We start from the raw sequence: 19,766 nt of genomic DNA, 5'->3' as shown, positions 1-19,766 counted from the left end.
CACCGATTCCCCGATCCTGATAGGGACGCGACGTCGATCGCAGTAACCACTCACTCCGCGGCTGGTAAGGTTCCGTTTCCGTTCCGGCTTTCATCGCTCCTTCCTTCCCACGCCGTCCACATCTTCGGTAGCGCTAGGTGTATTCAGTGCCACCAGGATGGGGCTAGTTGTATTCATCTGCCGGCCGCCGACGGTGCAGTGGGGGCAACGGCAATCCACCATTATCACCCGGACGTCAGTGATAATGCCCGATTAGGGGCAGAAAGCCGCGCTATAGACCGTGGCGACGGCGTCGGAGAACGAGTCTACGGTGTCACTACCCGGTCAAGTCAGCGGAAACAGCAATTCATGCATCCAGGCAGCCCACACGGACACACTTTCTCGTTCATCACTCGACCCCACGTTCTTCGCTGGGTTCTCCCGAGTTCTGATCGAAGAGTGTCCCGAAGATGGTTCGCTCGGCCGCCCTGAAGTGACGAGTGAACGTCGGCTGTGAGATACCCAGCGTCTCGGCGATCTCTTCACCGGTGCGCTCGCGCGGCGATTCGAAATAGCCTGCCGCGTAGGCGGTCCGGAGGATCTCTCGTTGACGGTCCGTCAGTGTTGAGAGTAGTGTCCCGACGGGCTGATCCGGCCCTCGCGGGGAAACCGGCCGTCGCGCTCGGAGCTCCGCGTTCGGAAATGTGGCTCGAATCGAATCGACGAGTCCACGGACGTCACGCGTCGCAGGTAGTTCGAGACGGAGCGACAGTCGGTCGTCCCGTGGTGACAGCCCAGAAAGGACGCCATCGTGCGCGCGGATGAGCTCGAACAACTCACTCTCTTCGACGGCAATTTCGGCGTGTAACGTCCCGTTTTCCCCGACGTAGCTGTTTACGAGCGTCGTCGCCGAGACGTCACCGACGGCAGCGACGAACGACGCTTCGTCCAGTTGTGCTACCGTGAGATAGGAGGTAACGTGATCGTCTGTGAGCACGACCGAATCGACGGTGAGCGATCGATCGATCTCGGCTACCAGTCGCGTCAGTGGGTCGTCGGTCGCGGTGGGGAAACTCAATTCCACTTCGAGCGTGTCGTCGGCGTGGAGTGCACGCTGGGCGGTGATCGCATCGATCGCGAGACCGACGACGGTCACGAGTTCCGTACAGTATTCCGGGAACACCGATTCGTCGTGGATCGACGCTTGAACGACGAGAACCGTCGCCGGGCCGGTCGGATCGTCGAACGGGGTCGCGATGCGTACCGGCCCCTCGGCTGCTGACGGCCGACTACCGCTGTCGGTTCGTGCCAAATCGATCCGCTCGATCTGTTGGTCTCCCGCCGTCAGTGCTCGTTCGACGAGCAGGTCGAACGAATCGGTGGTGGCTGGATCGACACCGCTCTCGGATCGCGCGACCGACCCTGCAGCCTCGCGAACGTGTCGCTCGTCTGCGTCCCCCGCCACGAGCCAGCACGCGCTGACGGCATCGAGGTCGGCCATCGAGTCACACAACGCCCGTTCGACTGCCTGTCGAGTCCGTGCCGACGTCAGTTTACGGTACGTGGATTCACGGTGCTCGGCGAGTGTGACCACCCGATCGCGCAATTCGGATCCGAGCGAGACGGATGCCGTCAGTTCACGCGTCTTGTCGAGACAACGGGCTCGGGCCAGCGAGAGGTGAACGACGGATCGGAACAACGAGCCGAACGCGTCGCGTTCGACAGTTCGTTCCGGCCCGGGGCCGACTGTCGGTGTGAGCCAGTCATCGGCCGAATACCGGGCCACGAGATCACCACCCTCGCCCTCGGATCCGGCGTCGAACGCTGTCTGTCCGTTCTGTGGCGATTCCGCCGAGGCTGATTCGGTGTCGATCGCCTCTCCGTCCGTACCGACCGTCCCGACGAGGATCACGTCCGTGTCGGTGACCGGAATCGCGAGCGGTCCAGCCATCGTCGTCGCTGCGGTAATGGGAACGCGGACGGATCGGGGAAGTCTCGTCGGTCCATCCGAGAACATCTCGTTCACTCGCTCCGTCGCGACGGTGATCGTCGGTGCTCGTTCTGTCTGGGTCGGGCCGATACTCGTTCGTGGCGACAGTCGGTCACCGTCTCGACGATACCAGCCGCCGACTGTCGCTCCCGTCACCGAGACGATTCCCGCGAGAAGGGTCCGGCGGGTCGCTTCGACGGTCGAGACTGATTCGACGGCGTCGATCGTCTCGCCGAGTTCGCGAGTGCCGTCGAGCAGCCGCCTTTCGTCAGTTACGTCCCGGCCGACGACGGCTGTCTGGTCGTCCGCGACCGTGCCGACGGTGAGCAAGACGACGTGTTCGCGACCGTCCACTGACGGGCGCCACTCGATCGGGTCGACCCGTCGAACCGGTGCGCCAGCCCGAGCGGTGATTTCCGAGGCGATTCGATCCCCGACGAGTGTCTCGGTCGGCCGACCGACGACGGTCGCGTGACTCGTGTACTCGAAGACGGCGGCGTTCGCCGCGGTGATTCGTCCGTCGTCGACGAGGACGGCAGGGTCGGCCATCTCGTCTAAGAGCCCCGTCGTCCGCTCGAGTTCTGCTCGATACCGATCGATCGGCGAGGCGTCCCGGCGGTGGACGACGACCGTGAGCGAGCCGTCTCCTGGATAGGCGACGACCGAATCGACGCCGTCGTCGGGTCGAGAGACGTCGAACCAGACCGTCGAATCACTGGCACGGGCTTCGGCCAGTCGTTCGAACCACGTATCGACGGTCGCCGGGGACAGGAGTGTCCAGAACTCGTGGCCAACCGGCTCCCGCTCGTCACCGATCGAACTTCCCTCATCGCCGATCGACCCGTTCTCCGCCACCGCGAACGCTCCTCGCGCTGCCTCGTTCGCCCGTCGCACGATCCACTCGTCGTCGAGCGTGAGGATCGGGTCGTCGATAGCGTCGACGTCAGCACTGAATCCTTCGCGCCAGCTCGGTCGTCCGTCGATGGGGGCGATCGTCCAGACCAGTCGATTCAGGCTGGGGTCTGATAACCGGTTTCGCACCTCGACCGTACACTCACTCAGCCGACCGGTCCCGTCACGTATACGAGCGGTAGTCCGCCTGAATTCGTCAGCGTCGCCGTCGGCAACGGCGATTCGGTGCTGTCCCAGCGTCTCCCGATCCGGTTCGATGGCGAGCGACTCGATAGTGGTGCCCGCGAGTGCGGCGGGCGTGTAGCCGAACAGTCGATCAACCGACTCGCTCACCCACTCGATCGTCCCATCTGCGTCCGAAAGGACGATCGCCGATCCACTCGCCTCCAGTATTCCGTGAATCCGCGCGCTGCGGTCACGGTCTCCCGTTCGGGCGTCGACGACGTTTCGAATGCGGGTCTCGAGGACGTTCACCGGGGCCCTCGGCGAGACGACGTCGGCCGCGCCCTCTTCGAGTGGCGCTGCGTCGTCGGACGACACCGAGACGATCGGCACGTCCGTAGCTGCGACGAGGATCTCGACGTGTTCAGGATCGGTAACCAGGCAATCTGCGTGTTCTGATTGCCCGATGGCGGCATCAGCGGTCGGGACGGCCGCGACCGAGACGAGTGTCTCCCCGCGAGAGAGGGTTCGGCCGAGCTGGGCCACGTCGGCTGACTCGCCGACGAGGACGGCCCGAATACGCGTCGTCGGTACCTGGTCTGGCAGATCGTTCATAGCGTCCCAATTACCGCCCTGTTACCCGGATTCGGAAGCTTGCGGTCGGCTTCGGTCGCCGAACGTCCGAGCAAGTGGCCGTCGACATCGCGGTTCACTCGAGTCGGACGTGTCCACGCTGCTAGGTTTCGGGTCGGCAACGTAACATCTCGTGACTGTTTCGAAGGGTAAGTGCCCCATACCTGCGCTTTCGCTCCACTCGACCCGATCCCTCGCTCACTCACGCTTTCTCACTCTCGGGTGATTCGATCGACGGAGCCAGGCCAACTCGAACGTAGCGGGGTCGGGAACCATCGAACCGACGCTGAAACGACTACCTGGAAGTTGGTGATTCGGCTAGCAGTCGTTGCGAGACTCCCACTGGTAGTTGGTGGACAGTAACTACGTGGGATGGCGGTGTCAGCGGTGACGTTCTATGGCCGCACCACTACGCATCGGCTGTCCAGCGTGCGAGACGCCCGTCACCGCGACGGTGCCGAACGGTCCCGGGCTCCAGTCGACCGACGACGTGTCCGACGCGACGCTTCGCGGTCACGACATGTCGTGTCGAAATTGTGGGCACGAACTCGAACTCTACTTCTACTGAATTAGCGGTCGATCAGTATCGTGCAAGGTGTCGAACAGTGCGACGAATTGTGCGTTCGTTCCCCACCATGGTATGTCGACCACGCATGTGCAAGCGCGGAGAGAACCACCGGTGGCGATGTGGACACACCCGAATGGGAAATTTCGCGTACGGAACGGATCCGGTACCGACAGCGACGCAGGAAACTGAGGACGAGACGAGGCCGGCGTGGGCGGCGCCACTGGACTCGTTCGAGTCGTTCGTGGTACTGTCGAATCGACAACCGTACCGACACACGTACGGGCCAGACGGCGATATCGAAGTCGACCGACCGACCGGCGGACTCACCGCGGCACTGGACCCCGTCTTGCAGCGCGTCGGCGGCACCTGGATCGCCTGGGGAGATGGCTCGGCCGATCGGGCGGTCGTCGACGAGAACGATCGTGTGCCCGTCCCGCCCGAGGACCCGGCGTACGATGTCGAACGGGTCTGGATCGACGACGAACTGAAAGAAGCGTACTACAACGGCTATAGCAATCGAGTACTCTGGCCGCTCTGTCACGGCGTTCGTGACGCGATCTCGATCCGAACTGGCGATTACGATGGGTACCGGGCGGTGAACGAACGGTTCGCCGACCGAGTGGCGGCCCACGCCACTCCCGAGACGCTCGTCTGGGTACAGGACTACCACCTGGCACTCGCACCGGCGATGATCAGCGATCGCGTCCCGTCTTCGACGACGATCGGGCAGTTCTGGCATATTCCGTGGCCGAAACCCGAACTGTTCAGTCGATGTCCAGAGGGGCGAGAGATACTCGAAGGGCTGCTCGGGAACGACGTCCTCGCGTTTCACGTCGATCGGTTCGTCGAGCGGTTCTTACGTTGTGTCCGGTACTTCGTCGATGGTGCCAGTGTCGACGCCGAGGATGGCATCGTCACGTACGAAGGTTCCGAGACACACGTCCGCGCCATCCCCCTGGGAATCGATGCAAGTGAACACGAAGAACGGGGGCACGCAGCGGATGCGATGGTATTCGAGTCTGTCACCGAGACACTCTCCATCCCGACGACGGAACACCTCGGTTTAGGCGTCGACAGACTCGATTACTCGAAGGGGATCGTCGCGCGACTCGATGCGATCGAAGCACTCTTCGAAAATCAGCCCCGATGGCTGGAATCGTTCACGTTCGTCCAGACGGCGACGCCGAGTCGGACGGACATTCCCGCGTACGCGTCGTACGGGGAAGCGGTCAGAGAGCGCGTGGAGCGGATCAACGACCGATTCGCGACCGATTCGTGGCGGCCGATCGTCTATTCCGAAGCGTACCTCACGCGGGACCAGCTGTCGGCACTCTACCGCCACGCGGATCTCATGCTGGTCACCTCACGGTGTGACGGCATGAATCTGGTCTCGAAAGAGTACCTCGCAGCCAGCGTGGACGAATCCGGCGCGCTCTGTCTGAGCGAACGTGCCGGCGCACACGACGAACTGGGTGACGACGCGTTCTCCATCGATCCGACCGACGTCGAATCGATCTGGCGAACGATGGACCGTGCCCTCACGACTCCGGACGCTGACCGGCGACGCCGTATGCGCCGCCTCCGGACACGCGTCTTCGAACGACCGCTCGAGTGGTGGATGGCCGCTCAGTTCGACGCCTTCGCCGAGCGATCGGACGATCGGTCGGTACTCTCCACCCAATATTCCGGAGACGGGATCTAAACGCGACCCGTGAGACGGACGGATCCATGACAGGAGGGAGAGACAGAACGGCGGTCGGCTATCCCGACCCGCTGGACCGTGATCGTGCCGAGGTCATCTCGACACTCCGTAGTGGCCCACATCTTCTCTGCTGTCTCGATTTCGACGGAACGCTCGCGCCGATCGTCGACGATCCCGACGAGGCAACACTCCCACCTGGCACCGAACAGGTCCTCGCCAGACTGCACGAAGCGCCGGACGTGACGGTCGCGATCGTGAGTGGCCGATCAGTGCTGGATTTGCGATCCAGAGTCGAACTGCCAGTCACGCTCGTGGGCAATCATGGACTCGAACGGCTCGATCGTCCCTCGGCGGATACGCGCGGATCGGACCGCTCTGGACCGACGGATTCGGTGGCCGGTGCCTCCCGGCCGGTCGTCCATCCCCTCGCTGCGGCAGCCATTCCGCGTATCGAGGCCTGCGCCGCGACGCTCGAAACGGTTCTCGCTCCGCTTCCGAACGTCCGCGTCGAGTCGAAACGCCTCACCGGAACGGTCCACTACCGAACCGCTCCAGCGCCAGTCGCCCAGCTCTGTCGGCGACTAACCGTCGACGTCGTCGAGCGGGTCGGTGACGAACGGCTGTCGCTGAGCCACGGCGACGAGATCGTGGAGTTCGGCCCGGCCATCGAGTGGGGGAAAGGTGACGCCGTCGAACTCCTTCGGAGCGAACAGCCGAGCGGCACGCGTGTCCTCGTCTGCGGTGACGATACGACGGACGAGGACGCGTTTCGATCCCTCCGACGGTCCGACGTCGGCGTTCGAGTGGGGGAACGAACGCGATCGGCGGCGCAGTATCGAACGGAATCACCCAGCACGGTGCGAGCGTTCCTCGATCGGCTCGCGGGGTCCATCTCGAGTAAAACAGTGGCCTCCGGATAGTGAAGACAGTCAATCGCTGGAGATGGAGTCACCACATGGCGGGACTGTGGTACTGATCGACGACGAGATGGCGAGTTTCACGAAGCGAACCGGGAGTAAACGACTGTTCAAAAATGTGCGAACACGATAGCAATTTATCGAGTCGCTCTTCGCTGGCGCTCCCGATTGTCCGATAGCGCGGCTACTAGCCGAAAGAGTTTATTACCATCGGAAAGCTAGGTAGGATACAGAACACGCTCATGAAACTCCGTCAACCAACTGACTTTCTGATCCTCGAGGCGCTCGCAGACAGGGGTCGGAACGTCGCCACGAACCTCGCCTCCCACACCGGAAAGAGCCGCAAGAACATCAACACGAGACTCCCCGTCCTCGAAGACTACGGCCTCGTCGACAAGATCGGTCCGGCCGAACGCTCCGGCCTGTACGAGATCTCGAACCTCGGGAAGCGCGCGCTGATGCACCAGGACGAGTACGACGAAGTCGAGGACTTTGAAGCCCTCCTCGAGCGTGCAGATTCGGGCCCCAGTGCGAGCGCGACCGACGCGACGCCACAGGCCAGCTTCGCACGCGGCGAGTCAGAGAAGCCGGACGACGACTCCTGAGAACTTGGCGTCACTACCGACGCTCTCGTAACGGTACTGGCGGCACTCGTCGCCCGACACCGGTCACTGACTTGTGCGCAGTGCCGCTCGCTCGTTCGTCCAGGCCGACGCTCCCCCCGATCGAGAGCGTCCGCTCATCCGTATAGCGGTTAGCCGAGGTGGTTTCCATCGTACGTTCGCAACGAGCGCCGAGCACAGTCACTGAACGTGAGATCCAGTTGCCGGTCTTTACCTTCCGCTGGTGGACCTGAAGTGACCGGCCCACCGCACGTCGATTCGGGCAATTGCTCGCGTCGCCACCCGTAAAGCGACAGCATCGGCGTTACGACGCTCGAACCGGATCGCTCGTATCGGCTGCCATCCTCGTGAGAGAGCCCGAACGCGTGACCAACTTCGTGCAACACCAGTTGTGACGCGAACGTCGCATCCGTGATAGGGACCGGCTCGTCGAAGCTCCCGTCCAGTTCGACCGTCGTGAGGGCCGACGCACCGCCGACTGCCGCGACGTGTGGAACACCGTATCCGGATGGCGAGTCGGCCAGCGATCCGTCGGTAACGAGGAGATTGACGTCCCAGACGGGATCGACGTCACGGACGCCGGCGATCCCGGCACCGACGGCACCTGGCCACCGCCCGCTTCGCATCGTCTCGGCTGCACTCTCCGTCCCGATATCGACGACACCACCAGCAGTGACCTCGACTGTCCAGTGATCGAACGCCAGCCCTCGACGCAGCAGTCGTCGGACGCAGCCCTCGAGGCCGGTGTACCGGGCCGCACCAGGAGTGAGCCAGAATCGAACCGAAACGGTCGATCCATCCCGAGCGGACGAATACCCGACGACGGGAACGAATATGGCCGTCCCCAGCGCCCCGAGAGCGGTTCGACGGTTCACGGGAGAACGTTTCGATCGATCCTACTGAACACCGATGGTGAATATCTTCACACCTTATCACCGACTCGTGGTGACGCCGGTGGCCACACGGTAGCCTGGCTTGCCGGGTGTGTGCGGCGTCGGTCGGCGATCCAGACACGGGTTCCGTCCGAGCGAAGCTCGACGTGGGTCGGGAGCGCCTCCCACGGACAGCGAACGATCGTCACGGCCGTTCCCTCGGCTCGTTCTGCGAGTAGTATCTGCTCGTCGTCGGCCGAGAGACGAGCGGTCAGTATGCCGATTTCGAACGAACGCGTGAGCTGCCAGCGAGTCAGGTAGCGACCCGATTCGGTCACGAAGCACTCCGGTAGTGCGCTCACGGTGACGGTCTCCCCAGTTGGCTCGAACTCGAGCGAGAACGTCGTGTCGGTCGTCCAGCTCTCACGAGAGTCACGTTCGACCGACACTCACGTTTGCCGACGGGTGGACATACGAATCGTTGAAGTGCGCAACTGGTCCATCGACTAACGCGGCCGGCTTCGGTTCACGACCCCGGACGGAGCGTCTCACGGGGCGGATGTGCCGACCATCACTGTAGCAGCCTCTCTCGAGCACCGAACAATTACACAGTCGATCGTACCGGGACGAATAGTATCCTCACGCGAAGTGAGTCATCCAGAAAGATACTTAGCTGTCGGGATGGCAGGCCTCGATGGGACTGGGATGCTCGACACTGTGCGAGAGATCTTCGGCGGTTCACCGGCTGACAGTGAGGACGTCCACGAGTGTCGACGGTGTGGGACGACGGTCGAGACGACGACCACGTCGTGCCCGGCGTGTGGGAGCGAGGACATCGTCGTCCACTCGACGGCGTGATCGGCCGAGGCGACGTCTTCGGCTGACTCACTGAGATGGCCAGGATGCGAACGGGCGGTGAGCTTCGCTACCGTGTCTATTGCACTCGATCAGTTCGATGCGAGCGCTACGCAGCGAAGCCAAAATCGAGGTCGACGATCTACAGGTAGTCGTCGTCTTTGAGGCCCTGAATGAGGTCGTCGACGAGATTGTCGACGGAATCGTAGGGGAAGTCGGCGTCGCCCGCGGTCTTCGAGTTCAGTTCCATCGCCGTCATGGAGAAGTCACCGGACTCGAACTTCGTGGCCGGACCGTCCGGCAGTGCCGGGACGAGGTCCATTGGGTTCGAGACGGGGTACGATGCGCCTTCGAAGGCGTCGGTGAATTGCTCGCGGAGTTCGTCTTCGTTTGCCATTGCAGGCGGTACTTCCGCCGCATAAATAATAAATTATGGGGTAGTTGACTCTCCACGGCGGTGACGGTACCGCTCACGGAGCACGATTCCAGCCGTAGAGCGCTACAGTCGACGCATGAACGCGGGAAGAACGCCTCGATCGTCGGGTGGAGCGCCGGATCGATCCGGGTCTCGCCGGGCGTCACGGTCACTCGCCGACTGAGTCGTCGACTGGGCAGGTTCCTCTTCGGAACTGGTCCCCGTGAGGCTCCCCAGTTCACTCGCGATACTTCCGAGGCCGCCGCCAACGGAGCCGTCAGCTCGCTCGACCGGATCTGGAGCGCCGGCTGCCGATGCTGCACGGGCGGACGCGTCCGGCGATTCGGGACCGAAGTAGTACGGTTCGACCGGATGGAGCGTGGCGAGCAACTGGAGATTCGCGTAGCCCGCGACCAACAGCGAGACGATGAAGATGATATCGGGAAACAGCAGGATCAACGCGATCGACAGGGGCGAGTACAGTATGAACGCGGCGGCGCGAAACCAGCCGGGGACGTACGCATCGACGACGTACGCGTACAGCCCGTAAACCCCGAGCACGAGGCCGACGTCGAGGTACAGTCCCAATGGTGCCCAGACGCCGCCCGTCGTCAGACTGTGGATCGAGAGTGCGAGGGCGCCGGCCAGGACGGTCGTTCGGTTGACGTAGGTCTCGTCCAGGGCCATCCCCGTCCCGAGGACGAGTACGTAGAGGATCGGTCTGGCGATCCACCAGGGAAAGCTATCGAAAATTACTGCAGGAGCAGTCCCGATCATACAGAGCCCGATACGAGATATCGTCGGGATACCTGCATTAACCTTCCTGCCGTATCGAGCGCCGATTCGAATCTCGTAAATCGTGCGCCTGTCGCCCCAGTAGTCACCGATCGATTCGTCTCACGGTGTCGATGAACGTCGGTCTCACCGTATCGGTGAGAGTTCCTCGACGATGGGCGAGAGTGAGATGGATTCGGCCAGGACGGTTGCAACACGATCGTACGGATCTGACGGTGACGCACGATCCGTTGATCCGCTGGGCCGTGGGGTATCCGACGCACGATACACGGCCTCCACGAACGCCGATCTCACCTGGTCCGTATCGAACAGGCCGTGGAGGTACGTTCCGAGCACCGATCCACGGACGGCGCTTCCGGGTTCTAACGGTTCGTCCATGGACTGCAGGTGACTCGTCTCGCCTGCGTGAATCTCGTACCCCGTCGCTGTGCCAGTTGCAGCCGCGATCGGTCCGGCACCATCGACTGAGACTCGGCGCCGACGGACCTGCTTGTCGGGTCCGAATCGGGTTTCGACCGGCAAGACGTCGAGTCCCTCGACGAGCCGGTCCGACCCGGTTCCTTCGTGCTGGGCGTCGACGAGCCGCCGCCCGAGTAGCTGGTAGCCGCCACAGATCCCGACGATGGGTCCGTCGAACGCACGGATTGCGTCGCCCATCCCACAGGAGACGAGGGCCTCAGTGTCGTCGACGGTGTTTTTCGTCCCCGGGATCACCACGGCGTCGGTGCCTGCCAGTCGGTCACAGCCGGCGTCGGTGAGCGGGACGAACACACACCGAACGCCCGGGACGGCCGCCAGTGCGTCGACGTCGGCGGCATTGGAGAGTCGGGGCAACCTCGGAACGGCGACGGTGACACTGTGGTCGGCCGACACGTTGTCATCAGCTCCCCGGACAGCCACCGTCGTCTCGTCGGGCAGCCCGAGACTATCCTCTTCGGGCAGGTCGAACTCCTCGTACGGAATTACCCCGAGCACCGGCACGTCACAGCGCGCTTCGATCGTCCGGATTCCCGGTTCGAGCAGCGACTGATCGCCGCGAAATTTCGTGATGACGACGCCCACGACACGATCGCGAACGTCCTCCGGGAGGAGTTCGAGCGTTCCGTAGATACTCGCGAACGCCCCACCGCGTTCGATATCGGCGCAGATCACGATCTTCGCGTCCGCGAACCGGGCGGTTTCGATGTTCGCGAGGTCCCGGTCGTGTAAGTTTATCTCCGCGATACTGCCGGCGCCTTCCGCGACGATCACGTCCGCCGCGCGTGACAGCCGGCGGTGGGCGGCGATCGCCGCATCGCGGGCCGTCTCCCAGTGGCGCTCGTAGTACGTTCCCGCTTCGAAGTGACCGACGGCCCGACCATCGATCACCAGCTGGCTCTCGCCGTCTCCACGCGGTTTCAACAGCACCGGATTCGAGTCGGTCGTCGGCGTCGTTCGCGCTGCTCTCGACTGGACCAACTGTGAAACACCGATCTCTCCCCACTGTGCGGACGAGGGAGCTGCAGTAACCGACGACTCGTCGGTTCCCTCGCTGTGGTGATCGACACGATCAATGCCTGCGTCGTCGCCAACAGCCGACCCGGAAAGGACCACCCGTGCGTTGGTGCTCATGTTCTGTGCCTTGAACGGGGCGACCGCGTACCCGCGGTCCGCGAGCAGTCGACAGAGACCGGTCGCGACCGTCGACTTCCCGACGTGGCTCGCCGTTCCGGCCACCAGTACCGTTTCCGTCATTCGTCACCTGATCCCCTGGCGCCCGGACGCTTTGTCGTACCGATTTCCGTGACAGTCGCCCTGGCGCGCAATCGTCTCGACTCACGCGACTCTCGTGATAATCGCGACGAGCGAGACGAGCAACGATCGGTCGACCCGACTCGGTCGGGCGAAACGGAGAAATGACCGCGCTGTTCAGGCGGTACCGGCCATCGAACGATCGGCCCAGTACGTCGCCGCCCTGGTCGAGAGGACGAACCCGACACCGGCCAGCAGCGCGCTGGCACAGACGAGAACCACCGTCGAGAGTGCGGACGGTGGCGTCAGGACGAACGCGGCGAGTAAGGTTGGGACGAGCACGATGGCGACACCCCCGCCGAACGCCGCGAACCGACCGCCGTCGAAGAGGAACTCGTTCGGTGAGAAGCCGGCCAGCGCCACCGTCAGTCCGTAGTAGTACCCGGAGTAGCCGACCAGCACGGCGCCGCCCGCGATCGCGTCGAGGAGCGTTGCGTCGAACCACACGACTGCAAGTAAATACGGCAGTCCTGCTGTCGGGAGGCCGACGAAGAGGAACGCGAGTTGCTTCGCCCGGAAGACGTCGACGACCGAGACGGGGAGCACGAGGTAGTCGGACACGTCGTCGAACTGCGTCAGCCAGTTGTACGTGGTGAAAGCACTGACGCCGAGGATGCCACCGAAGAAGATGCCCGGCGCCGGGGCGACACCCGTGATCGATTCGACGATCCCCAGCGATCCGGCGACGAGCCCGAACAGGAGACCGACCGAGACGAACGGTTTCGCGAATCCGCCGCTACTTCGACCGAGTTCGAGCAACACCTTCGCGACGAGCGGATCGTCCGTCGGGAGCAGCCGTCGGATCCCGTCGAACCGCTCTGGGGCCGTTCGAGAGGGTGGGACGTGCGTCGGCTTGTACGCAGCCAGTGCGAGAGAGCCGACGAGGACGGTCGACAGTGCGAGTATCGCCATCGAACCCGGTGAGTGAGCGGTGACGAGGACGGTCCCACCATCGAGCCATCCGCTCGCCCAGGCGCCGAAAGCCGCCAGGAGTGCGACGACGGCGATCGCCCACGTCGGCACCCCGTTCGTCCGAGCCGAGATCGCCCCGACGGTCAGGGCCATGCCACCGACGAAGACGAGCCAGAGCGAGAGCCACTTACCGCCCAGACTGATCGGCGTCGCGTCCGAAAAGCCGGAGACACCCACTGCCCCGACCGCCATCGGCAGGACGAAGAAACAGCCGTAGAAGAGGGCGTCTTTCACCAGGAAGAGCCCGAGAAAGAGCCGACGTGAAAGGGGCAACGTGTCGGCGACACCGAGCAGAAACTGGTGCGTACCGAACACGTCTTCGAGCATCGCCGAGCCGGCGAACCCCGCAGTCCCCGCGTAGAGCCCGAACGCGAGGGCACAGACGTGGATGCCAACCAGGACGGCGTCCGGTGCAGTCCCGGTCTCGGTGAGCAGCCAGGCCGTCCCACCGGCGAAGAGGGTGATGAAGATCGGCATCGTCAGGAACCGGTACCCGCCGAAGAGCGTCGTGTGCACGCGCCACTCTTCGCGTGCCAGGGCACGAGCCGTCACCGCGAGCTGTGTTCGGATCGGTGGCGTCTCGGTGTAGCCAGTACCGACTCCCGGCCCGGTGCGCTCAGTCGCTCCGTCGGCCGGGGCTTCGGATGAGCTCGTCATCGGTCGACGATTGGGACGTCGCGTGGCTGTGCCTCGTCGACGGTCGAGAGGAAGACGTCGAGGAGCGGTTCGTCCGCGGTATCGAGATCTCGTTCGGCAACGATCTGCCCGTCGGCGACGATCCCAACCCGTGTACACAGGTCCTCGGCGACGTCGATGTTGTGTGTCGAGAGGAACGCGGTGTTGTCGTCGTCGACGTAATCGGCGAGTTGCCGTTTGACCTGCTCCTGAACGAGCGGGTCGAGGTTGGCGAGTGGTTCGTCGATGAAGACCACGTCGGGTTCGTGCAGGAACGCCTGTGCGATCATCACCTTCTGTTGCTGGCCGCGAGAGAGATCGGTGTGGATCGTCTCGAGACGGTCCTGCAGGCCGAGCCGGTCGGCCCACTCGTCGATCCGCCGCTCGACGATTTCCGACTCGAGTCCGCGCAGTCTGGAGACGTACGTAAAGTACTCTCGGGGCGTGAAGAAACTCGGCGGCACCCCTCCCTCGGGAACGATTCCGACCCGGCGACGCGTTTCGATCGGATCGACCGACGGGTCAGTCCCGTCCACTTCGACCGCACCGGAGTCCGGCCTGAGTTGGCCCGTCAGGATTTTGATCGTGGTCGTCTTACCCGCCCCGTTGGGACCCAGAAAGCCGAACAGTTCGCCACGGTCGACGTCGAACCCCATCCCCGATACGGCGTCGACACCCGCGAAGGACTTGGTCAGATCCCTGACTCGGATTGCACTCATCGATCAGGATGAATTCTCAGACCACTCGTATAATCGTACTGGCACCGGCGATTCGAGTATCGGACCAAGCTCCCGGAGCGACCCGTACCGAATCACTCGATGCCAAGCGGCACGTCAGTACTCGGTTCCCTTGCGGGCGCGCTGTCCGTCGTCGATAGGGTGGTGTTCCTTTCGGACGTTCGTCATCAGATCGGCCAGCTCGTCCAGGTACGCCGGCCGTTCGTGCCCGCCGGAGAGGACGAGTTCGAGCCCATCGGGTTTCGACTCGACGAGTTCGCGAACGTCATCCTCGTCGATCAGGCCCATCGCGACGGCGTAGAGTACCTCGTCTAGAATCAGCATGTGTACGCCGTCGTCTGGGTCACCGTCGAAGGAGAGCGGTGCCGTTAGATCGGCCTGGTGAGCCCCCTCGAGCAGTTCGTGAGCCCGTTCGAGTCCGGCCTGTGCCTGTGCCTCGTGGTCGGCCTCGTCGCTGCCGTCGGCCATGCCGTGCCAGCCGTAGTGACCGAGATTCTCGAAACTGATCCCCGGGAGAGCCGCGATAGCGTTGTACTCGCCGCGGACGGCCTCGACGCTCTCGGCACCGCCTTTCATAAACTGAAGCAGGTGGACCCGGTAGCCGTGGCCGGCCGCGCGCATTCCCATGCCGAGCGTGGCCGTCGTCTTGCCCTTACCGTCACCCCACCAGACCTGGACCAGGCCGAACTCGTCGGGCGCCGCGGGCTCGATCGCTTCCGCAGTCGGTGTCACACCTTTCCCCGGCGTGTCCCGCGGATAATTTTCTGTTTCCTCGGTAGATCCCATACCGACGCTCCGGACCGGGTGCTCATGAAACTGTTCGATTCTGCTGTCGGTGACCGGGTGGTGGCCCAGCCAGTGAAGTCGGCAGTCTGCCACGTATGTTCGACGCGTTCGTCGGGAAGACGCCAAGACAGCAACCGGCCTAGTGCATCCGCACCCCGCGACGTGACGACCCGGACCAGCCGATCGCGAAGAGGTAGCACGCGATGCCGACGACGATGATCGACCCACCGGGTGGCAGCGACTGGGAGATCGCGAGGGCGTACCCTCCGAGAACCGCCGCCTGGCCGAACAGGATCGACAGGGAGAGCGTTTCCCGAAAGCTCTCGGCGAGTTGCGTCGCGGCGGCGACCGGGATGACGAGCATGCCCGCGACGAGGATCACGCCGAGGACCTGCATCGCACCGACGACGACGACTGCAGTCATCACGACGAGCAAGGCATTGTAGCCGCGGACGTTCAGCCTGGCCACGCGGGCGGCCTGTTCGTCGAAGGTGATGAACAGGAGTTGTTTGTAGGTCGATGCGACACCGATGACGACGAAGATCGTCAACACGACCATCAGTCGGGCACCCTCGCCAGTCACGAAGGCGAGGTTGCCGAAGAGGTACTCCTCGACGTTGACGGCCGTCAATCCGCGTCCGTAGCTGATGACGAGCGTGCCGACGGCGAAGCTCCCGGTGAGCATGATCGCGATCGGCACGTCGCCGTAGGCATCCGTCCGTTCGGCCAGCCACTGCACTGCCAGTGCACCACCGATTCCGACGACGAGCGCGGACAGGAGCAGCGACGCCTGCCAGTCGGTCGTCGCGCCGAGCAAGAGGCCGACCGCGACGCCAGCGAACGCCGTGTGCGCGAGAGTTTCGCCGATGAGCGCCATCTCGCGGTGGACGAGAAAGACGCCCACGAGCGGGGCAACGATTCCGATCAGGACCGCCGTGGCGACCGACTGCCACATGACCGGGTGTCGAAAGACGTTCGTCCCCAGCAGTTGGTCCATGTGCTGGCCAACGTAGACGTACTGTGTGGCTACGTCTCCCAGCAGGGGATACGAGCGGAGCCAGTACGCGACGACGAACCCGGTCAGGACGATCGCGAGGACCACCGTCGCCGCGAGTCCGATCCGCTGGACGAGCCCGATTCCCGTGGTGGACGCCCCCGCTGTCGGTTCTCGTCGCGTCGTCGGCTCGTTTCCCGTTGCGTGAGTGTCGCGACCGCTCGTCGGGTCACTGTCTGCCGTCGGGTCACTGTCAGCCCGTCCCGATTCACGCTGTTCGTCGATTGGCGCGTCGTCGGTTTCGATTTCCGTGCGTTCACTCATAGTCAGTGGTGGTGCTGGACGATCCGCCCCGACGCACCGTAGGCATCCGCGAGTGCGTCGCTCTCGACGAACGATTCGGTATCTCCGTGATGATACAGCTGCGTGTTGAGACAGGCGATGTGATCCACACGATCCGTGACGACGCCAATGTCGTGTTCGATCAGGACGATCGTGATGCCACGGTCGTTCAGCGATGCTAGCAGTTGGTAGAACGCGTCGCGGGACTCTGCGTCGACGCCCACCGTCGGTTCGTCCAGCGCGAGCAAGTCGGCCTCGGAGGCGAGTGCGCGAGCGATGTACGCCCGCTGGCGCTGACCGCCCGAGAGCGATCCGATCCGGCGCTCGGCAAGATTTTCGATGTCGACGGTCGCGAGCGCGGCGTCGACCGCGTCTCGGTCCTCTTCAGCGAGCCGCGAGTGGCCGGCGTGGGCGAACCGTCCCATCCGTACCACTTCCCGGACGGTGACGGGCATCGTCTCCGCCCGATCCGTCGCCCCCTGGGATACGTAGCCGATTCGCTCCCCCTGGTCGAACGACGAGACTGGCTGGCCGAACAGCTCGACACGGCCCGAATCGGGTTCGAGGAGGCCGAGCAGCAGGTGTAACAGCGTCGTCTTCCCGGAGCCGTTCGGGCCGATCAAACCGAGGAACTCGCCGGCACCGACGGACAGCGTCACGTCCGCCACCGCGGGCTGCTCGCCGTAGGAGAAGCTCACGTTCTCCAGGTGCACGACGTCAGTCACGGCTCACCAGTGCCGCTTCGAGAGCTGGGACGTTTATTTCCGCCATCTGCTCGACGTACCCCCAGCCGTTTTCGGCCCACGTTTCGGTCGTTCCCGCAGCCGGCGAGATAGCCTCAGTAGACGTCGCATCGCTGTTCTCGACGATCGTCCGGGCCAGTCTGTCCGATTCGAATCGATCGTACAGGACCGTCTCGATCCCGTTCGAATCGACGAAGTCGATGGTCTCCGCGATCTCCGACTGACTTGGTGACTGGTCGGGGGAGATTCCCGCCGGCGTGTGCAAGACGAACCCGTACCGGTCCTGCAGATACCGGAACGAATCGTGACTTGCGAGGACGCCGATCGGCCCGCCGATATCCGACACGAGCGTCCGGAACTGCCGATCGAGGTCGTCCAACTGGTCGGTGTATGCCGCGGCGTTCTCCCGAAACGAGTCCTCGTGATCGGGTTCGACCCTGGCGAGTCCGTCGGCAATCGTTTCGACCATTTGCGTGGCCCTGACGGGGTCTACCCAGGCGTGGGGGTCGTACTGGCCGTGATCGTGCTCGTCGGCGTGGTCGTCTCCCTCATCGTGATCGTGTTCCCCGTCTTCGTGGTGATCGTCTCCCTCATCGTGATCGTGTTCGCCGTCTTCGTGGTGATCGTCTCCCTCATCGTGATCTTGTTCGCCGTCTTCGTGGTGATCGTCTCCCTCATCGTGATCGTGTTCGCCGTCTTCGTGGTGTCCGTCGTCGTGAGTGATCTCGTGATCCGTCGCTAGAAGATCGAGACCGTCGAGCGCGTCTACGAGGGTCACGTCGTCGTAATCACGTTCGATTACGTCGGCCGCATCCTGTGCCCACGAGAACGCCGGCGAATCGAGATAGATGAACACACGTGAGGTTCCGAGCTCCGTTATGAGGTCCGAACTCGGGCTCCAGCCGTGCCCCATGTCACCGACGTCGATCGGCGTTTCGAACGTGATGTGGTCGCCACCGACAGCATTCGCCCAGTCCTGGAGGGTGAAAAACGCCGCGTATCCCCCCTCCGAACCCTGTAAGTCGGATTCGGAGAGACAACCCGCGACGGCAGTTGCTATCGATCCGGCACCGATCGAGAGGATCGATCGTCGTGAACGGTCCATACATCACCGTGGACCGCCCTTGTAAAAAGTGTTATTATTCTACGGCCAGGATTTAATAATCCCAGCCATTTGTTTCGCCCTGGTTGTTAATTTGGGGCGAAAGACTAGGTGGTGTCGTTGAGCTGGGGCGGCGGAGAAATCACCGCCGGAACTGATCACGAGTCGAATCGCTACTGTGAGCGGCTCTCTACGATCCAGCGGTGACGTCGATCGGTGTAGCATCCGTCAGTGTTCGAAGCCGCTTCGGATCGATCGAGAAGACAGCCGACGGTGTTCCTGCAGCGGCCCACACCGTCTCGTAGCCGAGGAGGCTTCGATCCATGACGATCGGTACGGTCGTATCGTGACAGATCGGCGGAACGCCCCCGATCACCCAGCCAATCGCCTCACGGATTCGGTCCGGATCGGCCATCTCGACCGTATCAGCAGGAGATTCGAAGTGGTCACCGAGCGCCGTTTCGTCGACGTGGTTTGCCCCACTCGTAATGCAGACGACGAGAGCCCCGTCGACGTCGAATACGAGCGAACTGGCGATCTGTGCCTCGGTACAGCCGATCGCCGCTGCGGCGTCGGCCGCCGTCTTCGTCCCGTTGGGGAATTCGACGACGTCCGGATCGAGGTCGTAGTTCCGACTCGCACACTCACGAAACGACTCGGCGCGTTCGTGCATGCGCTGAGGAATCGAACGCAGTGCTCCTAATAGTATCGGCGAGCCCCGAGTTCAGCTGACAATACACCAGCAAGGCAGTACACCAGCACGAATCGATATCGACCTCACTCGGCCCAGCTGACCTCGATAGCGAGTTCGTCGCGTCGATGGTACGTCGGTGATGGCTTCCGATCCACGACGAACGGGTGTATTGCGACGACGAGTCGCCCCCTGGGTAGTGTAGCGCGCAAGAGGACACCCATACTGGTGACGACGACGTATGGTGGTGCCGCGACAGGGGGTACCGACAGGTCGCCCCCAGCGGTTGCGACGAGGTCTTCGAGGATCGCGGGGAGTTCTTCTATGACGTCGCGTTCGGCGAGCGCCGTCCGAAACGGATCGACGACGCGATGGCGCTCGGCGACGGCGTCGGCCGGCCAGGTGTCGACGGTCGCGTCGGCACTCGCCTCGATCATCGCGAGGACGTTTCCGTGGGCCGAGCAGAGTCGTGAGCGAACCGATTCGAGACTGTCCTCCATCGATCCGGGA

At 63.4% G+C, this 19,766-nt stretch carries 19 protein-coding genes; 5 read left to right on the top strand and 14 right to left on the bottom strand.

Annotation, left to right across the window (positions count from 1 at the left end; translation table 11 throughout):
• Positions 1–388: 388 nt before the first annotated feature.
• Complete coding sequence (locus tag HALRU_RS07425; protein WP_015300784.1) at positions 389–3,658, bottom strand: helix-turn-helix domain-containing protein; 3,270 nt, start codon at positions 3,656–3,658, stop codon at positions 389–391.
• Between the two features lie 415 nt (positions 3,659–4,073).
• On the opposite strand from HALRU_RS07425, the gene HALRU_RS15650 reads away from it, so the two are divergent.
• The 4 genes from HALRU_RS15650 to HALRU_RS07410 all read left to right on the top strand — a co-directional run bounded on the left by HALRU_RS15650 (position 4,074) and on the right by HALRU_RS07410 (position 7,468).
• Positions 4,074–4,244 (top strand): hypothetical protein, encoded by a 171-nt coding sequence (locus HALRU_RS15650; protein WP_015300783.1) that lies wholly within the window; start codon positions 4,074–4,076, stop codon positions 4,242–4,244.
• A gap of 133 nt (positions 4,245–4,377) precedes the next feature.
• Positions 4,378–5,946, top strand: coding sequence for an alpha,alpha-trehalose-phosphate synthase (UDP-forming) (locus tag HALRU_RS07420; protein ID WP_015300782.1), 1,569 nt, complete (start codon positions 4,378–4,380; stop codon positions 5,944–5,946).
• A 26-nt stretch (positions 5,947–5,972) separates the two neighbouring features.
• Entirely contained in the window at positions 5,973–6,866 is an 894-nt protein-coding gene (otsB, locus tag HALRU_RS07415; protein ID WP_015300781.1) for a trehalose-phosphatase, read from the top strand.
• Between the two features lie 239 nt (positions 6,867–7,105).
• Entirely contained in the window at positions 7,106–7,468 is a 363-nt protein-coding gene (locus HALRU_RS07410) for a winged helix-turn-helix domain-containing protein (RefSeq protein WP_015300780.1), read from the top strand.
• Positions 7,469–7,617: 149 nt separating this feature from the next.
• On the opposite strand, the gene HALRU_RS07405 is transcribed toward HALRU_RS07410, so the two are convergent.
• Positions 7,618–8,361: a hypothetical protein gene (locus HALRU_RS07405; protein WP_015300779.1), complete on the bottom strand. Its 744-nt coding sequence runs from the start codon at positions 8,359–8,361 to the stop codon at positions 7,618–7,620.
• Between the two features lie 47 nt (positions 8,362–8,408).
• Positions 8,409–8,807 carry a hypothetical protein gene (locus tag HALRU_RS07400; RefSeq protein WP_015300778.1) on the bottom strand — a complete coding sequence of 133 codons (399 nt, stop codon included), beginning with the start codon at positions 8,805–8,807 and terminating at the stop codon, positions 8,409–8,411.
• 232 nt (positions 8,808–9,039) lie between these two features.
• On the opposite strand from HALRU_RS07400, the gene HALRU_RS15645 reads away from it, so the two are divergent.
• Positions 9,040–9,216 (top strand): hypothetical protein, encoded by a 177-nt coding sequence (locus HALRU_RS15645; protein ID WP_015300777.1) that lies wholly within the window; start codon positions 9,040–9,042, stop codon positions 9,214–9,216.
• Positions 9,217–9,355: 139 nt separating this feature from the next.
• Here the strand turns inward: HALRU_RS15645 and HALRU_RS07395 are convergent, their stop codons facing one another.
• From HALRU_RS07395 to HALRU_RS07345, 11 genes are all read right to left on the bottom strand, one after another.
• Positions 9,356–9,610 carry an MTH865 family protein gene (locus tag HALRU_RS07395; protein WP_015300776.1) on the bottom strand — a complete coding sequence of 85 codons (255 nt, stop codon included), beginning with the start codon at positions 9,608–9,610 and terminating at the stop codon, positions 9,356–9,358.
• 102 nt (positions 9,611–9,712) lie between these two features.
• The gene (locus tag HALRU_RS07390; protein ID WP_015300775.1) at positions 9,713–10,405 is read right to left on the bottom strand and encodes a hypothetical protein; all 693 of its coding nucleotides are present in this window, start codon (positions 10,403–10,405) and stop codon (positions 9,713–9,715) included.
• A gap of 144 nt (positions 10,406–10,549) precedes the next feature.
• Positions 10,550–12,157, bottom strand: coding sequence for a cobyric acid synthase (locus HALRU_RS07385; RefSeq protein WP_015300774.1), 1,608 nt, complete (start codon positions 12,155–12,157; stop codon positions 10,550–10,552).
• 174 nt (positions 12,158–12,331) lie between these two features.
• Positions 12,332–13,843 (bottom strand): hypothetical protein, encoded by a 1,512-nt coding sequence (locus tag HALRU_RS15640; protein ID WP_015300773.1) that lies wholly within the window; start codon positions 13,841–13,843, stop codon positions 12,332–12,334.
• The gene (locus HALRU_RS07375) at positions 13,840–14,580 is read right to left on the bottom strand and encodes an ABC transporter ATP-binding protein (RefSeq protein ID WP_015300772.1); all 741 of its coding nucleotides are present in this window, start codon (positions 14,578–14,580) and stop codon (positions 13,840–13,842) included. Before HALRU_RS07375 ends, HALRU_RS15640 begins: the two co-directional genes overlap by 4 nt.
• A gap of 114 nt (positions 14,581–14,694) precedes the next feature.
• Positions 14,695–15,384 (bottom strand): cob(I)yrinic acid a,c-diamide adenosyltransferase, encoded by a 690-nt coding sequence (locus tag HALRU_RS07370; RefSeq protein ID WP_015300771.1) that lies wholly within the window; start codon positions 15,382–15,384, stop codon positions 14,695–14,697.
• A gap of 139 nt (positions 15,385–15,523) precedes the next feature.
• Complete coding sequence (locus HALRU_RS07365; RefSeq protein WP_015300770.1) at positions 15,524–16,702, bottom strand: metal ABC transporter permease; 1,179 nt, start codon at positions 16,700–16,702, stop codon at positions 15,524–15,526.
• 2 nt (positions 16,703–16,704) lie between these two features.
• Positions 16,705–17,445 carry a metal ABC transporter ATP-binding protein gene (locus HALRU_RS07360; protein ID WP_015300769.1) on the bottom strand — a complete coding sequence of 247 codons (741 nt, stop codon included), beginning with the start codon at positions 17,443–17,445 and terminating at the stop codon, positions 16,705–16,707.
• Positions 17,438–18,568: a metal ABC transporter substrate-binding protein gene (locus HALRU_RS07355; protein ID WP_015300768.1), complete on the bottom strand. Its 1,131-nt coding sequence runs from the start codon at positions 18,566–18,568 to the stop codon at positions 17,438–17,440. The genes HALRU_RS07360 and HALRU_RS07355 overlap by 8 nt, the downstream gene beginning before the upstream one ends.
• Positions 18,569–18,755: 187 nt before the next feature.
• The gene (locus tag HALRU_RS07350; protein WP_015300767.1) at positions 18,756–19,238 is read right to left on the bottom strand and encodes a YbaK/EbsC family protein; all 483 of its coding nucleotides are present in this window, start codon (positions 19,236–19,238) and stop codon (positions 18,756–18,758) included.
• A 104-nt stretch (positions 19,239–19,342) separates the two neighbouring features.
• Positions 19,343–19,756 (bottom strand): hypothetical protein, encoded by a 414-nt coding sequence (locus tag HALRU_RS07345; protein WP_015300766.1) that lies wholly within the window; start codon positions 19,754–19,756, stop codon positions 19,343–19,345.
• Positions 19,757–19,766 lie beyond the last annotated feature (10 nt).

It is taken from the genome of Halovivax ruber XH-70 (assembly GCF_000328525.1).
In the GTDB taxonomy this organism is placed as follows: Archaea; Halobacteriota; Halobacteria; order Halobacteriales; family Natrialbaceae; genus Halovivax; species Halovivax ruber.
The sequence above is the reverse complement of the archived record's forward strand: the minus strand, read 5'-3'. Positions and strand labels throughout refer to the sequence as shown.

Bases quoted from the DNA above. Each gene is read 5' to 3' on its own strand.
- HALRU_RS07425 (WP_015300784.1), bottom strand. From the start codon at position 3,658: ATGAACGATCTGCCAGACCAGGTACCGACGACGCGTATTCGGGCCGTC.
- HALRU_RS15650 (WP_015300783.1), top strand. From the start codon at position 4,074: ATGGCCGCACCACTACGCATCGGCTGTCCAGCGTGCGAGACGCCCGTC.
- HALRU_RS07420 (WP_015300782.1), top strand. From the start codon at position 4,378: ATGGGAAATTTCGCGTACGGAACGGATCCGGTACCGACAGCGACGCAG.
- otsB (WP_015300781.1), top strand. From the start codon at position 5,973: ATGACAGGAGGGAGAGACAGAACGGCGGTCGGCTATCCCGACCCGCTG.
- HALRU_RS07410 (WP_015300780.1), top strand. From the start codon at position 7,106: ATGAAACTCCGTCAACCAACTGACTTTCTGATCCTCGAGGCGCTCGCA.
- HALRU_RS15645 (WP_015300777.1), top strand. From the start codon at position 9,040: ATGGCAGGCCTCGATGGGACTGGGATGCTCGACACTGTGCGAGAGATC.
- HALRU_RS07395 (WP_015300776.1), bottom strand. From the start codon at position 9,610: ATGGCAAACGAAGACGAACTCCGCGAGCAATTCACCGACGCCTTCGAA.
- HALRU_RS07390 (WP_015300775.1), bottom strand. From the start codon at position 10,405: ATGATCGGGACTGCTCCTGCAGTAATTTTCGATAGCTTTCCCTGGTGG.
- HALRU_RS07385 (WP_015300774.1), bottom strand. From the start codon at position 12,157: ATGACGGAAACGGTACTGGTGGCCGGAACGGCGAGCCACGTCGGGAAG.
- HALRU_RS15640 (WP_015300773.1), bottom strand. From the start codon at position 13,843: ATGACGAGCTCATCCGAAGCCCCGGCCGACGGAGCGACTGAGCGCACC.
- HALRU_RS07375 (WP_015300772.1), bottom strand. From the start codon at position 14,580: ATGAGTGCAATCCGAGTCAGGGATCTGACCAAGTCCTTCGCGGGTGTC.
- HALRU_RS07370 (WP_015300771.1), bottom strand. From the start codon at position 15,384: ATGGGATCTACCGAGGAAACAGAAAATTATCCGCGGGACACGCCGGGG.
- HALRU_RS07365 (WP_015300770.1), bottom strand. From the start codon at position 16,702: ATGAGTGAACGCACGGAAATCGAAACCGACGACGCGCCAATCGACGAA.
- HALRU_RS07355 (WP_015300768.1), bottom strand. From the start codon at position 18,568: ATGGACCGTTCACGACGATCGATCCTCTCGATCGGTGCCGGATCGATA.
- HALRU_RS07350 (WP_015300767.1), bottom strand. From the start codon at position 19,238: ATGCACGAACGCGCCGAGTCGTTTCGTGAGTGTGCGAGTCGGAACTAC.
- HALRU_RS07345 (WP_015300766.1), bottom strand. From the start codon at position 19,756: ATGGAGGACAGTCTCGAATCGGTTCGCTCACGACTCTGCTCGGCCCAC.